This window comes from Microbacterium sp. WCS2018Hpa-23 (assembly GCF_031843845.1).
Classification (GTDB): Bacteria; Actinomycetota; Actinomycetes; order Actinomycetales; family Microbacteriaceae; genus Microbacterium.
The window spans coordinates 359,588-374,968 of the sequence record NZ_JAVTIZ010000003.1; the positions used below are offsets into that span (position 1 = coordinate 359,588).

Consider the following 15,381-nt stretch of genomic DNA (forward strand, 5'->3'; position numbering starts at 1 on the left):
TCCCAGGCCGGGGTGGTGCAGAGCGGGGTCGGCGCTGCCGGCGTCAGTCGAGCGTGATGCCCCACTCGAGGGTCCAGGTCTCGCCCGGGGCGAGGCGACGAACGCCTGTGCCGCTGTTCAGCGCATCGGCGGGAGCGGTCATCGGCTCGATCGCGACAGCGAGCGACTGCCCCGGATACTTGTCGGTCGTGTAGACCTGCACGAAGTCGAAGCCCGCGCCCTGCCAGAGGGTGAGGCGGCGCCCGTCGGGTGCGGTGAGCGAGTGTCGCACGAGTCCGTCGGCATCGCGCTCGAGGTCGGTGAATCCGGTGTCGAGGTCGACGTCTCCGAGGCGGGCGCCGTCGCGTAGCGCGGCATCCGCGGGTCGCGTGCCCGTGGGCAGCATCCGCTCGTCGGTCGTGATCTGGGTGTGAGCCGGCACACGCAGCACGAGGTCGCGCGGATCCACATCGCTGATCGTGACGAACGGGTGCGTGCCGAGAGCGACCGGCGCCGCTGTCGCCGAGCGGTTCGTCAGCGCGTGCGTGACGTCGATTCCGTCGGCGCGCAGCACATAGGTGACGCTCGTCTCGATCAGGTACGGGTAGCCGGTCTGCGGAACGATCGTGGCGCTCAGCGTCGTCCCCGACGCTGTCTCTTCGATGCCGTAGGCGGTGAAACGCAGCAGCCCGTGGCTCGCATTGCTGAACTTCGGCTCGGTGATCGCCAGCTGACGCTCCGTGCCCTCGTCGTTCCACCGGCCGTCTCGCACACGGTTCGGCCACGGCGCGAGCACGACTCCCGAGCACGAGGGCGTCGGGGAGTCTGCCGGGTACGGGGAGATCAGGTCGACCGAGCCGATGCGGAGTGATCGGAGGGATGCGCCGACCTGGGCGATCTGGGCGCTGACGTCGCCGAGCTGGAGGTACACCTGGGTGCCGGTGGGGGATGCGGAGTTCACCCCGCAATCGTATGGCGAGGCGTGAGCGTCCGGGGGACTGGGCGGATTTTCAGGAGTGACCGCTACACTTGATGGGTCGGCTTCGGACACCCGTGCAATGCGCGGACGTTTTTGTGTAAGAAGTGTGAGTCCAGGGGCCGATGGTGAGCGTCGCTCGACGCTAATCAACCATCACATGAATGGCCCCGGCCGCTGACAGTCCGGAACCCCGCCCGATCGCATCCGATCCGGCGCAGGGTGCTCGCGCGTGTGCGCAGCGCCGTTCTCGTGCGAGAACTCAGAAGGACACACCCATGCCCAAGAACAAGAAGCCGCGCGGCGGCCGTCCCGCCGCCAACTTCGAGCCGCGCTACGGCGCGAACAAGACCTCGTTCCACGACCGCCACGTCGGCGGCCGTGACGCCGGTCGCGTCGGTGCTCGCGACACGCGCGATTCCCGCGACGCGCGGGGCGGACGAGCGGATGCCGGCGAGCGCCGCACCCCGGCCGCCGGTTTCGACCGTCGCCCGGGTAGCCGCAGCGCGAGCCACCGCGGCTACCGTCCCGCCGAAGAGGGCGCGCCCAAGCAGCGCTGGAGCGCTCAGGAGCGTGCGGGTCGCGACGAGTCGCGCGGCATCCGCAACCGTGCCGAGTCGGGTCGCCGTGAGGCACCGCACAATCGCGACGACCGCCCGCGCTACAACGACCGCTCATCCACGGGCTTCGACCGTCCGCGTCGCGATGACCGCGGCAGCCAGCGTCCGACCGGTCCCGGCACGTACCGCGATGAGCGCGGCGGCCAGCGTGACGAGCGTCCGCGCCGTGACGACCGCGGTGCGGGCACGCAGCGCCAGGGCTTCCGCGACAACGATCACCGCGATGGCGGACGTCCGGGCCGCGACGACCGTCGTGACCAGCGTTCCGGTGGCTTCCGCGACGATCGCGGTGGCCAGCGCTTCAACCGCGACGACCGCCCGCAGCGCGATGACCGCGGCGCGTCCGAGCGTCCGCGCTTCAACCGTGCAGCATCCGAGCGTCCGCGCTTCGACCGTGCAGCATCCGAGCGTCCGCGCTTCGACCGTGACGACCGTCCTCGTCGTGACGACCGTGGCGCAGGCCCGCGTCGTGATGACCGTGGCGGCGCCGAGCGCCCCGAGCGCTCCTACGACGCCGACCGTGCGCGTCGTGCCTTCGACCGTGACCGCACTCAGCGTTCGTTCGAGGGTGGCCGCGACGAGCGCTCGCGTCCCTCGACCGGTGGCGCGTACCGCACCGAGCGTCCGCGCCCGCTGACGTCGGACACCCGCGGGCGGCCGTCGCGCAACGAGCGACCCAGCCGTAACGACTGGAACGCCACATCGAGCGCGGCGCCCGCCAAGAAGTTCGAGCCGACGGATGACGTCGTGCACGAGCGCCTCGAGGCGAAGTCCGTCGCTGCCGTCGAGGTCGACGGTGTGACCTTCGGCGACCTCGGTCTCGGATCGAACATCGTCGAGACGCTGGTCGGCATGGGCGCGGCGACGCCGTTCCCGATCCAGGCCGCCAGCATCCCCGCCGTGCTCGAGGGGCGCGATGTCCTCGCCCGTGGCCGCACCGGCTCCGGCAAGACCATCGCCTTCGGCGCACCGCTCGTCGAGCGCGTGCTGCAGTCGCAGGCCGGCAAGCGTCGTGAGTTCGGTCGGTCGCCGCGCGCGATCATCCTCGCTCCGACCCGCGAGCTCGCGCTGCAGATCGACCGCACGATCCAGCCGATCGCCCGCAGCGTCGGCCTCTTCACCACGCAGATCTACGGTGGCGTGCCGCAGGGCCGCCAGGTGGGTGCGCTGAAGAAGGGCGTCGACATCGTCATCGGCACGCCAGGTCGTGTCGAAGACCTCATCAACCAGGGCAAGCTCGACCTCTCGGACTGCCGCATCGCGGTGCTCGACGAGGCCGACCACATGTGCGAGCTCGGATTCGTCGAGCCCGTGCAGCGCATCCTGCGCCACACGGCCGACGGCAGCCAGAAGCTGCTGTTCTCGGCGACCCTCGACCGTGAGGTCGCGGCTCTCGTCGACGAGTTCCTCGTCGACCCGGCCGTCTACGAGGTCGCCGGTGAAGACCAGGACTCGAGCACGATCGAGCACCGCGTGCTCGTGATCGAGCACCGCGACAAGGCCGACATCCTCACGTCGCTCGTCGACCGCGCCGGCAAGACCCTGGTCTTCGCCCGCACCCGTGCGTATGCCGACATGCTCGCAGAGCAGTTCGACGACGCCGGCATCCCCGCGGTCTCGCTGCACGGTGACCTCAACCAGGCCAAGCGCACGCGCAACCTCGAGCGTCTGACATCGGGACGAGTGAACGTGCTCGTCGCCACCGACGTCGCCGCGCGCGGCATCCACGTCGACGACATCGACCTCGTCGTCCAGGCCGACGCCCCCGACGAGTACAAGACGTACCTGCACCGCTCGGGCCGTACGGGCCGCGCCGGTCGTTCGGGTCGCGTCGTCACGCTGATCACGCGTCAGCGCCAGCGTCGCATGACCGAGCTGCTGGAGCGTGCCGAGATCGACGCGCCGTTCGAGAACGCGCGCATCGACGACGACCTGATCGAGGAGATCGCCGGTCGCGTGCCGACCGCGGCAGACCTCACGGCCTGATCCGTCACGCTCGAAGGCTCCGTTCCTGCATCGGCAGGGGCGGAGCCTTCGTCGTGCGCGGGGTGTTGCGCAGGGGGCGACATCTCCCCGGGAGGAGAACTGCGCCTCGGGAGGAGGATTCAGCGTGGAGCGTCCTCCCGAGGCGCAGTCTTCCGCCTGAAGAGGCGCCGCGAAGCGCCCTGTCGACTCAGCCGAGCTCGTGCTCGTGGATCGCCGTCGTCAGGGTCGTGCCGTTGAGGTCGAGGTAGAGCACCTGCTCGGTGACGGTGAGTGTCATGGTGTTGCGGCGCTCGATGAGCGGTGCAGCGGACTCGATGAAGCCGGGGTCGAAGCTGTAGACGCGGATGTCCTCGGACCGGTGGATCCGCTTGTCGGCCCACGGCGCCATGACCTTCGCCGGGTCGCGGTGGGTGTAGACGACGGTGCGCTCGGCGAGCCGACTGCCGTAGTGCAGGCGCTCGGCGTCGGGGGCGCCGATCTCGATCCATGCGGTGGTCTGGCCGGTGAGGTCGCGCACCAGGACGGCGGGCTCGTCGGTCTGCGAGATGCCGCCGCCGAACGTGATGCCCTCGGTGAACTCGAGCCCGTAGGCGAGCACGCGGGTGAGCATGTACGCATCGGTCTCGGAGGGATGCCGTGCCACGCGCAGCGAGAAGTCGTCGTACACACCGCGATCCATGTCGGCCAGCTGGACCTCGAACGTGTGCATTGTGGAGCCGATAGCCATAACGTCCGAGCCTACGCGCCCTGGAGGTGCCCTCCAGACCTCGCCTGATCGCGCTCGGCGCCTCGCCGAGCACTCCGATCCGTGATCAGAACAGCATCGGCTGCGCAGGAACGGGCGACGGAGCGACTGCGGGCGTTGGTCGTCCGTGCGGGGCGGACGACCGGATGCCGCGCACCGGGTAGTCGTCTTCGTGCTGCCCGTCGAGCCCGTGCATCCGGATCAGGGGTCGCGCCCGCTTCGCGAGCCACTGCCGATAACCCTTGGGTGCCTCTGCTGAGACGCCCGGATACAGTCCGCGATACGACGAGACCAGGTCGGGACGGAATTCGCCGAGCCACTGCATGAACCACGGCTTCACCCCGGCGCGGAGGTGCAGCGCGCCGTAGATGACGCGACTCGCTCCGGCCTCTTTGATGCGGCGCAGAGCGGTGTCGATCGCCTCGAGCGAGTCGGTCATGTGGGGCATGATCGGCATCAGGAACACGGTGACCCGGAAGCCCGCATCCCGCAGCGCTCGCACCGTGTCGAGCCGCGCCTGTGTGGTCGGGGTGCCGGGCTCGATCGCCTTCTGCAGATCGTCGTCGTACATCGCGATCGACATCTGGATGTCGACGGGCACCCGCTGTGCCGCCTTCACCAGCAGGGGGATGTCGCGCCTGATCAGCGTTCCCTTGGTGAGGATCGACATCGGGGTGCCCGACGCGGCGAGGGCCTCGATGATCCCCGGCATCAGCTTGTACCTGCCCTCGGCGCGCTGGTAGGGATCGGTGTTCGTCCCGAGGGCGACGGTCTCGTGCTCCCAGCTGCCCTTGCGCAGCTCCTTCTCCAGCACTTCGACGACGTTGACCTTCACGACGATCTGAGAGTCGAAGTCCGATCCGCCGTCGAGATCGAGATACTCGTGCGTGCCGCGAGCGAAGCAATATACACATGCATGACTGCATCCGCGGTAGGGGTTGATGGTCCACGCGAAAGGCATGCGCGAAGCGCCCGGAACGTGGTTGAGCGCGGATTTCGACAGGACCTCGTGGAAGGTCATGCCCGCGAAATCGGGCGTGGTCACCGTGCGGAGGACGTTCGAGCGGTTCTCGAGTCCTGGCAGCGCTGCGGCATCGACGTCACCGAGCTTCTGTCCCTGCCACCGCATGAGAGACATTCGAACATAGAAACGACAGTGGAGTCAACCCGGCTGGGATATATGTTCTATTGGACTTAAGGGACAATGGGAGCATGTACTTCTCGCCGCAGCCTCAGCATGCGGCGCCGCGTTCCCCGATTCGCGGACCCGCGCTGCCCATCGGTCTTGCGGTGACCGCCGTCGGCATCCTGCTGTCGATCGCCGGCGCGCCCATCGCGAACTCGGCGTCGGAGGCGGTGGCGATGCCGCAACCGCTCGTCGTGCAGGAGGTTCCCTCGGTCGAGGTCGGAGCGACCACGGCGGCCGACCCGTGCTCGGAGCCGAGTGTGGTGGAGGCGATCGCGGTGGCCGATGATGCGGCGATCATCGCCGGCTTCGGCGGTGCCGAGAGCTTCCGCGCAGCCGTGATCGCCGGCAATGCGCCATGCGTGGCGCTCGATGACCCCGCCCATGTCTGGGTGGTCGTGAACAAGGCGCGTCCGCTCGCCCCCGTCACCTTCGCCCCGCAGTCGCTCGCGGACATTCCGCTGCAGATGACGACCGCGTCCGGTCAGGCGCGCGCCGACGTCGCCGTGGCTGTGGGCGAGATGGCTGAAGCCGCGGCGGCCGAGGGCGCGGGGCGCATCGGGGCGAACAACGGCTACCGCTCGTACGATCTCCAGGTGGCGACCCATGCGTCGCACGTCCGCAACAGCGGGCAGGCCGGCGCGGATGCGTCGTCGGCGCGGGCCGGGCACAGCGAGCACCAGACCGGTCTCGCCATCGATCTCGTGGCCTGCGACTCCCGGTGCGGGGCGATCGAGGCGTTCGGCTCCACGGCGCAGGGGGAGTGGATCGCGGCGAACGCCTGGGAGCACGGGTTCATCGTCCGCTACGAGCAGGTCGGCTCCGGCGTCACCGGATACAAGCCGGAACCCTGGCACCTCCGGTACCTCGGACGAGACCTTGCGGCTGCCTACCACCACGGCGGATATCACACGCTCGAGGAGTTCTTCGGGCTCCCCGCCGCGCCCGACTACACGCACTGAACGCCGCACGGAACGCCGGGCCGAACATCGCCTGGGCCGCCGCATTGCGGCATCCGACAATCGCGGTACCCAGTCCCACCGATTGTGGGATGCATTCTCACAACGGGCTGTCCCGGTGTCGGCGAACCGGCATAGAATCGCCGGAGCAATGACGCACGAACGTTCAGGAGGACGCAATGGAACGCGACATCTACGAAGAGGATCACGAGGCATTCCGCGACCTCGTCAAGGATTTCGTCAAGCGCCACGTGACCAATGAGGCGATCGAGGGGTGGGACGCCGCGGGCGAGATCGACCGGGCGACCATGCTGGCAGCCGGTGAGGCGGGCCTGATCGGGCTGTCCGTGCCCGAGGAGTTCGGCGGTGCCGGGATGCTGCAGGACTACCGCTTCCGCACGATCGTGATGGAAGAGGTCATCGCCGCAGGCGCAGGTTCGCTGGCCGGCGCATTCGGCATCCAGGACGACCTGGCCGTGCCCTACCTCGTGCACATGGGCACGCAGGAGCAGAAGGAGAAGTGGCTGCCCCGCATGGCGACGGGTGAGGTGCTCGGCGCTCTCGCCATGACCGACCCCGGTGCGGGCTCGGACCTCCGCGGCATCAAGACCAACGCCAAGAAGGTCGACGGCGGCTACATCCTCAACGGCGCCAAGACGTTCATCTCCTCCGGCACGACGGCCGACGTCGTGGTGACCTTCGTCAAGACCGGCGAGGGCAACCGCCCCGACGCGTTCAGCCTGCTGCTCGTCGAGAAGGGCATGGAGGGCTTCGACCAGGGCAAGAAGCTCAGCAAGATGGGCTTCCACGGCTGGGACACGGCCGAGCTCAGCTTCACCGACGTGTTCATCCCCGACGAGAACCTCATCAGCGGCAAGGAGGGTCAGGGGTTCATCCAGCTGATGCTCAACCTGCCGCTCGAGCGTCTCTCGATCGGCGTCGCCGCGGCCGCGGCCGCTCAGGCCGCGCTCGACTGGACAGTCGCCTACACGAAGGACCGCGAGGCGTTCGGCGAGCGCATCGCCGACTTCCAGAACACCCGCTTCCGGCTCGCCGACATGGCCGCGACCACCGACGCGATGTGGGCGTACATCGACCGCGCGCTGCTCGCGTACAAGAACAGCACGCTCACCGCCGAGGATGCCGCGAAGGTCAAGTTCTGGGCGACCGAGCGCGAGTGGGAGGTGCTCGACACGGGCGTGCAGCTGCACGGTGGCTACGGCTACATCATGGAGTACCCGATCGCTCGCGCGTTCACCGATGCCCGTGTGCACCGCATCTACGGCGGCACGAACGAGATCATGCGCGACCTCGTCGGTCGTCAGATCGTCGGCAAGCGCTGACGCAACGTCTGCGAGAAGGGCCCAGGATGCCAGCATCCTGGGCCCTTCTCGATCGTCACGGGGCAGAACTGAGGAACCGATCCCCACTCCCGGGCACAGATTCGGAGGGTGGGCGCGACGCGCCGAGGTCGGCGGCCGGAGCACGGCGCGCCGCACCCCGGCATCCGAAGCTGTGCCCGGCCGGAGGGGCGGGCAGAGGGGCAGAGGGGCAGAGGGGCAGAGGGGCAGGGGGGCAGGCGGCAAGGGGCGTTCGGACAGGCGGGCAGCTGAGAAGGCTGGAGCGAGCGCCGGTCAGCGGGGCAGACGGCCGCCGACACCCGCGCGGCGCAGCCGATCGGCGATCAGGATGCCGAGGGCGGTGCCCCCGAGGCAGCTCGCGAGCGTGATCGCGAAGAACGTGATCTGCAGGCCCAGGTCGAACGTTCCGAGGTTGAACGACGTCCAGGCGAGGATCGGATAGACGATGCCGACGATCGCCGCACCGAGGTAGTGCAGCCAGGTGCCCCAGTAGCGCCAGAGGACGAACAGGAACGGGAGCTCGGTGAATGCCGCCCACCAGACGTTCGTGGCCACGCTGCTGAAGCCGTATCCGGAGAACGGGACGATCACGAGGCCGGCGAGGAGCCCCACCAGCAGCCCGACCAGCGGGCGCCGCAACAGGCGCAGGGCGATCACCGATGGCAGCAGCCAGAGCCCGGCCAGGCCCACGCTGACGAACGGGAGGCCGAGGAACAGGAGCGTCGAGATCCAGTTGGCGGGTGCGAGCAGGATGCCGCCGGCGACGCCGAGCGCCGCGCACGTCAGCAGGATCGCGGTCGGGAACCGGAAGCGTGAGCGTTCACCGCCGGTGCGTGGCCGATTCTGCAGCTGAGGAGGCGATTTCGGATGCGTTTCTGACCCCGCACCGGGAGTCGGATGCGTATTCGACCCCGCACCGGCCCCCACGCCGCGCGACGCATCGGCGTAGGGGTTCGGTCGCATGGCATCCGCTCCGCCCACGGCTTCCGCCCCGTTCACGGCTTCCGCTCCGCCCACGGCTTCCGCCCCGTTCACGGCTTCCGCTCCGCTCATGCGAGGGGCTCGGCAGCGGCGTCGCGAGCGGTCTTCGAGGTCGGCGAGGACGCGCCGATCTTCCAGTAGCCGCAGAAGCTGACGGCGTTCTTGTCGACACCGCGCTCACCGACGAGATGCTTGCGTGCACCGGATGCCAGTGACTGCTCGCCTGCCGCATACGCGTGGAACGGCGCATCGGGCAGCGACAGCTCGCCGAGCCGGGCGAGGGCGAACGAACCAGGGGCGAACTCATGTGGACGTACGAGCCAGACGATGTCGATCCCGGCCGGGTGCGGGAAGTCCAGCGCATCCTCCCGAGTGGGCACCTCGATGAGCGCCGAGCCCGTGGCATCCGCGGGGAGCGAGGCGCAGATCGAGGCGATCGCCGGCAGCGCCGTCTCGTCGCCCACGAGCACGACCCGATCGGTGCCACGCTGTGGATTGAACGTCAGTCCCTCGTCTATGATCAGCACGTGCTCGCCGGGTTCGCACGTCTCGGCCCACCGCGATGCCGGGCCCGCCGTGCCGTCGGCGGCGGATCCGTGCAGCACGAAGTCGACGTCGATCTCGGCGCCGGCCTCCGCGGTCGCCGCGCGATACGCCCGCACGCTGTAATTGCGCATCACCGGACGCTCGCCGTCGGGGATGCGCAGGAACTTCAGGTAGCCGAACATCTTGTTCGCCTTCGCGGGCACCCGGTCGAGGCCGGCGTCTCCGCCGATCGGCAGGAACAGCCGGAACCACTGATCGAAGCCCATGGGTCGGAACCTCTCGATCTCGCCTCCGCCGAGCGTGACCCTGATCCAGTGCGGGGCGAGCCGTTCGGTGCGCACAACGCTGAGGTGGAGGAGCTCGGCCGACTCGGGCTTGACCAGTTTGCTGAATGCCATGCGGGCGCCTTTCAGGGCAGCTGCCAGGGGAAGAAGAGCACGAAGATCGCGGTGGATGCGGCGATCGAGGCGACGATGAAGACGGTGTCGCGCGTGCGGAACGGCACGAGGTGGCGTTCGGTGCGCGTGGGATGGGCGCCGAAGGCGCGGGAGTCCATCGCGAGAGCGACGCGCTCGGCGTGGCGGATGGCTCCAGCGAGCAGCGGCACGATGTAGCCCCATCCGCGGGCGATCCGCGAGAACGGTCCGCTGCCGCCATGATGACCGCGCACGCGATGTGCCGCGCGGATCACGGCCAGCTCATGCCCGAACCGGGGCACGAACCGGAAGGCGGCGAGCGCCGTGTACCCGATCCGATAGGGCACCCGCAGCTGCTGCACGCTCGCGCGCACGAGGTCTGGCCCGGTGGTGGTGAGGCCGCCGATCAGCGCGAGGGAGATGATCGCGCCGAGACGGAGGGCTGTGGCGAAGCCGATCGCGAGCGCCCCCTGATACAGCGTCCAGTCGCCGATCTGCAGAGCAGGCGGGGTGTCGCCGACGATGCCCGCGTCGACCCACAGCGAGAATCCGAGACCGATCGCGAGCATGCCCAGCGGTAACGCGAGGAAAAGCAGCGCCGCGGTGCGCAGGGTGAGCCGCGCCCCCACGATGATCAGCACGAGCGACAGCACCAGGAAGGCGGCCGGGGTCGCGAGGTCGCGCACGAAGATCAGCACCAGCATCGCGGGTGCGACTGCGGCGACCTTCGCGAGCGGATTCAGGGCGTAGAGGAACTGACGGGGAGAGGATGCCGTGACCGCGGCGTACGGATCGAACGTCTGCGCGCTCACGCGATCGCCCGCCCTGCTGCGGCGAGCATGCGCTGGAGCGCCGGAAGGCGCAGCCCGGCCTCGACGAAGGGCGTCTCGTCGCCGAAGAGCACCGCAGTGCGGTCGGCGGCGTGCACGCGACCGTCTTTCAGGATGACGGTGTGCGAGGCGTGCTCGGCGACGAGCTGCAGGTCGTGCGTCACGATCAGGATCGTGGTGCCCTCGTCGCGCAGGTCGTGCAGCAGCGTGAGCAGCTCGGATGCTCTGGCGCGGTCCTGTCCGAACGTCGGCTCGTCGAGCGCGAGCACCTGGGGGCGGGTGATCAGCGCCGTGCCGACCGAGAGGCGTCGCTTCTCTCCGCCCGAGAGCAGGAACGGATGCACATCGGCCTTGGCCTCGAGCCCGAAGCGCGCGAGCATCGAATCGACGCGCTCGGTGATCTCGGCATCCGGCGTGTGTCTCAGCCGCAGCCCGTGCGCGAGCTCGTCGAAGACCGTGTGCGCGATGAACTGGTGCTCGGGATTCTGGAACACGAAGCCGACGCGGCTCGCGAGATCTCTCGGCGACGCCGACCCGGGATCGATGCCGTCGACCGTCACCTGCCGCTTCGGCGGCGGAACGACCCCGGCGAGCGACTGCAGCAGCGTCGTCTTGCCCGCACCGTTCGTTCCGACGATCGCGGTGAGGGTGCCCGGCGCGATGTCGAGGTCGATGCCGTGCAGGATCTCGGTGCGGTGACGGCGGACGGTCAGACCGCGGGCGCTGATGATCGGGGCGCTCGAGGCCGGGGTGGAGTCGGGGCGTGTCGTCTCGTCGCTGCGCTCCTCGCTCGACGAGCGAGCGGAGAGAGTCGAAACGGGGTGGATGGTGGCGCCGGCGAGCGCGGCGGCGAGCTCGTCAGGCGTGAGGGGGAGCGGGTCGAAGTGCGTCCCGGCATCCTGCATGCGAAGGGCCGCGAGAGTCGCCGCGGGCAGCCAGACCCCCATCGCGACGAGCTCTGCGGCATTCGTGCGGATGATGTCGGCGGGCGGTCCGTCGAACGCCACGCGCCCCGCGCGGTCGATCACGATCGTGCGGGTGAGGAAGCCCATCGCGGCGTCGAGGTTGTGCTCGACCAGCAGGATCGACCGGTCGCCGGCGGCGACCACGTCGGTGAGCGCGGCGTAGACGTCGTCGATGCCCTGGGGGTCGAGGTTGGCGGTCGGCTCGTCGAGCACGATCAGAGGGGAGCCCATCGCCAGGGCGCAGGCGATCGCGAGACGCTGACGCCCGCCGCCCGAGAGCCGGTCGGGGTTGTCGTCTCGTCGTTCCCACAGACCGACACGGCGCAGTGCGTCTTCGGTCCTCGTGCGCACCTCGTCGAGCGGCAGCAGCAGGTTCTCGGGGCCGAAGGCGACCTCGTCGTAGACGGTGCCGGTGACGATCTGCGCATCCGGATCCTGGAAGACCATCGCGACGTGGGTGCTCAGCGTGGCGGTGAGTGCGTTGGCGGTGTCGAGTCCGCCGGCCTCGACCGACCCCGTCATGGTCGCGGGCACCGCGTGGGGGATCAGCCCGTTGAGTGCGAGCGTCAGCGTCGACTTGCCCGAACCGGAGGGACCGAGCAACAGCACGACCTCGCCGGGGTGGATGTCGAAGGTGACGTCTTCGGGGGAGGGGTGCGCGGCATCGGCGTGCGTGATCGAGAGGTCACGCACGCGGAGGAGAGGCGCAGATGAGCGCACGGCATAACCCCGGTTTCGGCGGATCGGTACCGTTCTAACTTAGCTGAGCCTTACCTGATCCGCATTCGCCGGATTCCGAGTGATCGGGCATCAACGGCGGGCGACGCCTGCCCGGCTCAGGGCTCCGCCGATGGCCAACCCCACGGCCGTCCAGGCGATGGGGCCGAGCACCGCGATCACGAGGTAGGCGATCTGCGCCCACAGCGGCAGCACGGCCAGATGAGCGGCGAAGAAGACGACGACGGCCACGATCACGCCGATCACCCCGGCCGAGATGAAGAAGCGCCAGGCGCCCCAGGAGCGGTAGCGGGTGAGTGCGGCGATGCCCTCCTGGATCGCCCCGAACAGCAGCGCGGTGCCGATGAAGCGCAGCGACCATGCCGGGTTGAACGCACTCGAGATGAGCGCGGCGATCACGTGCGTGACGAGAGCCACGAGCGGTCGGCGCAGCACCTCCTGCGCGATGATCCCGGGCAGGACGTGCGATCCGAGAACGAGTCCGTAGAGGAATGCCGGGCCCGCGAGAACAGGGAGCGTGATCCACCCGGCGATCCCCCCGAGGATGCCGGTGGCGACGCCGATCGCGGCACAGACCAGCAGCACGCGAGTCGTCAGGACGGGGGTGGTTGCCACCCCTCAAGCCTACTTGCGCGTGGGTGCGGCGGAGCCTGATCGGCGCCGTGGAAAACCCCTCCGGCATCCGTTCGTCGCGTGGTCTGCGCCGTTCGTCGCATCCATCCCGAGATGCCCCCGCCGGTCCCGCGGATGCTTTCTAGCGTGGGTGAACGCAAAGACGCGCACCCCGAGGAGACCCCCATGACTGCACCTTCGTCGCATCGCCGCGACGGGACCGGCCGCGATCGCACCGGACTCGACGAACCGGTGATCACCACCGACCCCTCCCTGCCCCCGGTCGCCCTGAGCGACGAGCACCACGAGAAGGCGAACCGCTGGACCTGGCCGAAGATCCTCATCTGGTCGGCGATCGCGCTGCTGGGCGCCGTCGCCTGGACGATGCTCGCGATCGTCCGCGGTGAGACCGTCAACGCGATCTGGTTCGTGTTCGCGGCCGTCTGCACCTATCTGATCGGCTACCGGTTCTACTCCAAGGTGATCGAGAAGTACATCACCCGCCCTGACGACCGCCGTGCGACCCCGGCCGAGGTCAAGCAGGACGGCAAGGACTACGTCCCGACCGACCGTCGTGTGCTCTACGGCCATCACTTCGCCGCCATCGCCGGTGCCGGACCGCTCGTCGGACCGGTGCTCGCGGCGCAGATGGGCTACCTGCCCGGCACGATCTGGATCATCGTCGGCGTCGTGCTCGCCGGCGCCGTGCAGGACTACACGGTGCTCTTCTTCTCCATGCGCCGCGGCGGCCGCACGATCGGCCAGATGGCGCGTCAGGAGCTCGGCCGCATCGGCGGCACGGCCGCGATCATCGCCTCGTTGCTCATCATGCTGATCATCGTCGCGATCCTCGCCCTCGTCGTGGTCAACGCGCTCGGCGAGAGCCCCTGGGGCGTGTTCTCGGTCGCGATGACCATCCCGATCGCGATCTTCATGGGCATCTACCTGCGGTTCCTGCGCCCCGGCAAGGTCACCGAGGTCTCCATCATCGGCTTCGTGCTGCTGATGGCCGCCATCATCGGCGGTGGCTGGGTCGCCGGCACCGACTGGGGTCAGGCGATCTTCCACCTCGACCGCACCACGATCGCGTGGGGCATCATCGTCTACGGCTTCATCGCCGCGGTGCTGCCGGTCTGGCTGCTGCTCGCCCCGCGCGACTATCTGTCGACCTTCATGAAGATCGGCGTGATCGTCATGCTCGCCGGAGCGATCATCCTCGTGCGCCCCGAGATCACCGTCCCGGCTGTCAGCATCTTCGGCGAGAACGGGATGGGCCCGGTGTTCGCAGGCCCGCTCTTCCCGTTCCTGTTCGTGACGATCGCGTGCGGCGCGCTATCGGGTTTCCATGCTCTGATCGCGTCCGGCACCACACCGAAGCTCATCGAGAAAGAGCGCCAGACGCGCTTCATCGGCTACGGCGGCATGCTCATGGAGTCGTTCGTCGCGATCATGGCGCTCGTCGCCGCGATCTCGATCGACCAGGGCATCTACTTCGCCATGAACGCGCCGACGGCGGCGACGGGAGGCACGGTCGAAGGGGCCGTCGCCTTCGTCAACTCGCTGGGGCTGACGGGGGTGAATCTGACGCCCGAGATGCTCACCGGCACAGCGCAGGCCGTCGGCGAGGAGTCGATCGTCTCTCGCACCGGCGGTGCCCCGACGCTGGCGCTGGGCCTCGCGCACATCATGCAGCAGGCCCTCGGCGGGCAGGCGCTCATGGCGTTCTGGTACCACTTCGCGATCATGTTCGAGGCCCTGTTCATCCTCACCGCGGTGGATGCCGGCACCCGCGTCGCCCGCTTCATGCTGCAGGACTCGATCGGCGCCTGGTTCCCCAAGTTCCGCGACGTCTCGTGGCGCCCCGGTGTGTGGATCTGCACCGCGATCATGGTGGCCGGCTGGGGAGCGATCCTCATCCTGGGGGTCACCGACCCGCTCGGCGGCATCAACACCTTCTTCCCGCTGTTCGGCATCGCGAACCAGCTGCTCGCGGCGATCGCGCTCGCCGTGGTGATGGCGATCGTGGCCAAGAGGGGACGAAGCTACGTCAAGTGGCTGTGGATCATCGGGCTGCCCCTCGCGTTCACGGCGGTCGTCACGATCACCGCGTCGCTGTACAAGATCGCCTCGCCGGTGCCCGCCATCGGTTACTGGGCGAACCACTTCCGCTACGTCGAGGCTCGCGACAGCGGCGACACCTCGCTCGGAGCGCCGGAGGTGCTCGACGCCGTCATCCGCAACACGGCCGTGCAGGGCACGCTGTCGATCATCTTCGTGACGCTGGCGATCATCGTGATGGTCGCCGCGGTGATCGTGACGATCAGGGCGATCCGCAACGGCGGCGGCGAGAACACCGAGGAGACCCCGGTCGCCTCCCGACGGTTCGCTCCGGCCGGATTCCTGCCGAGCCCTGCCGAGCGCGAGCTCGAGAAGGAGTGGGACCCGATCCTCGCCGACGAGCGCAAGGCATCGACCCACTGA

General features: G+C 69.0%; 12 protein-coding genes. 4 read left to right on the forward strand and 8 right to left on the reverse strand.

What is annotated here, in order from left to right; translation table 11 throughout:
- Window positions 1–43 precede the first annotated feature (43 nt).
- On the reverse strand, window positions 44–940 hold the full coding sequence (locus RQG77_RS07255; RefSeq protein WP_311244138.1) for an aldose 1-epimerase family protein: 897 nt from the start codon (window positions 938–940) through the stop codon (window positions 44–46).
- A gap of 293 nt (window positions 941–1,233) precedes the next feature.
- On the opposite strand from RQG77_RS07255, the gene RQG77_RS07260 reads away from it, so the two are divergent.
- Window positions 1,234–3,561 carry a DEAD/DEAH box helicase gene (locus tag RQG77_RS07260; RefSeq protein WP_311244139.1) on the forward strand — a complete coding sequence of 776 codons (2,328 nt, stop codon included), beginning with the start codon at window positions 1,234–1,236 and terminating at the stop codon, window positions 3,559–3,561.
- Between the two features lie 187 nt (window positions 3,562–3,748).
- Here the strand turns inward: RQG77_RS07260 and RQG77_RS07265 are convergent, their stop codons facing one another.
- Complete coding sequence (locus RQG77_RS07265; protein ID WP_311244140.1) at window positions 3,749–4,288, reverse strand: YaeQ family protein; 540 nt, start codon at window positions 4,286–4,288, stop codon at window positions 3,749–3,751.
- 85 nt (window positions 4,289–4,373) lie between these two features.
- Complete coding sequence (locus RQG77_RS07270; RefSeq protein ID WP_311244141.1) at window positions 4,374–5,435, reverse strand: Rv2578c family radical SAM protein; 1,062 nt, start codon at window positions 5,433–5,435, stop codon at window positions 4,374–4,376.
- Between the two features lie 83 nt (window positions 5,436–5,518).
- On the opposite strand from RQG77_RS07270, the gene RQG77_RS07275 reads away from it, so the two are divergent.
- Both RQG77_RS07275 and RQG77_RS07280 read left to right on the forward strand, forming a co-directional pair.
- On the forward strand, window positions 5,519–6,454 hold the full coding sequence (locus RQG77_RS07275; RefSeq protein WP_311244142.1) for a M15 family metallopeptidase: 936 nt from the start codon (window positions 5,519–5,521) through the stop codon (window positions 6,452–6,454).
- Window positions 6,455–6,630: 176 nt separating this feature from the next.
- A complete protein-coding gene (locus tag RQG77_RS07280) occupies window positions 6,631–7,794 on the forward strand; it encodes an acyl-CoA dehydrogenase family protein (protein ID WP_311244143.1) in 1,164 nt (387 codons plus the stop codon).
- 291 nt (window positions 7,795–8,085) lie between these two features.
- Here the strand turns inward: RQG77_RS07280 and RQG77_RS07285 are convergent, their stop codons facing one another.
- The 5 genes from RQG77_RS07285 to RQG77_RS07305 all read right to left on the reverse strand — a co-directional run bounded on the left by RQG77_RS07285 (window position 8,086) and on the right by RQG77_RS07305 (window position 12,903).
- A complete protein-coding gene (locus RQG77_RS07285) occupies window positions 8,086–8,865 on the reverse strand; it encodes an ECF transporter S component (RefSeq protein WP_311244144.1) in 780 nt (259 codons plus the stop codon).
- Complete coding sequence (locus RQG77_RS07290) at window positions 8,862–9,737, reverse strand: siderophore-interacting protein (protein WP_311244145.1); 876 nt, start codon at window positions 9,735–9,737, stop codon at window positions 8,862–8,864. Before RQG77_RS07290 ends, RQG77_RS07285 begins: the two co-directional genes overlap by 4 nt.
- Before the next feature lie 11 nt (window positions 9,738–9,748).
- Entirely contained in the window at window positions 9,749–10,567 is an 819-nt protein-coding gene (locus tag RQG77_RS07295) for an energy-coupling factor transporter transmembrane component T (RefSeq protein WP_311244146.1), read from the reverse strand.
- Window positions 10,564–12,270, reverse strand: a complete 1,707-nt coding sequence (locus RQG77_RS07300; RefSeq protein ID WP_311244147.1) for an ATP-binding cassette domain-containing protein — start codon at window positions 12,268–12,270, stop codon at window positions 10,564–10,566. The genes RQG77_RS07295 and RQG77_RS07300 overlap by 4 nt, the downstream gene beginning before the upstream one ends.
- 90 nt (window positions 12,271–12,360) lie before the next feature.
- Window positions 12,361–12,903: an ECF transporter S component gene (locus tag RQG77_RS07305; RefSeq protein WP_311244148.1), complete on the reverse strand. Its 543-nt coding sequence runs from the start codon at window positions 12,901–12,903 to the stop codon at window positions 12,361–12,363.
- Between the two features lie 183 nt (window positions 12,904–13,086).
- Here RQG77_RS07305 and RQG77_RS07310 point away from each other — a divergent pair, with 183 nt between their 5' ends.
- Window positions 13,087–15,381: a carbon starvation CstA family protein gene (locus RQG77_RS07310; RefSeq protein WP_311244149.1), complete on the forward strand. Its 2,295-nt coding sequence runs from the start codon at window positions 13,087–13,089 to the stop codon at window positions 15,379–15,381.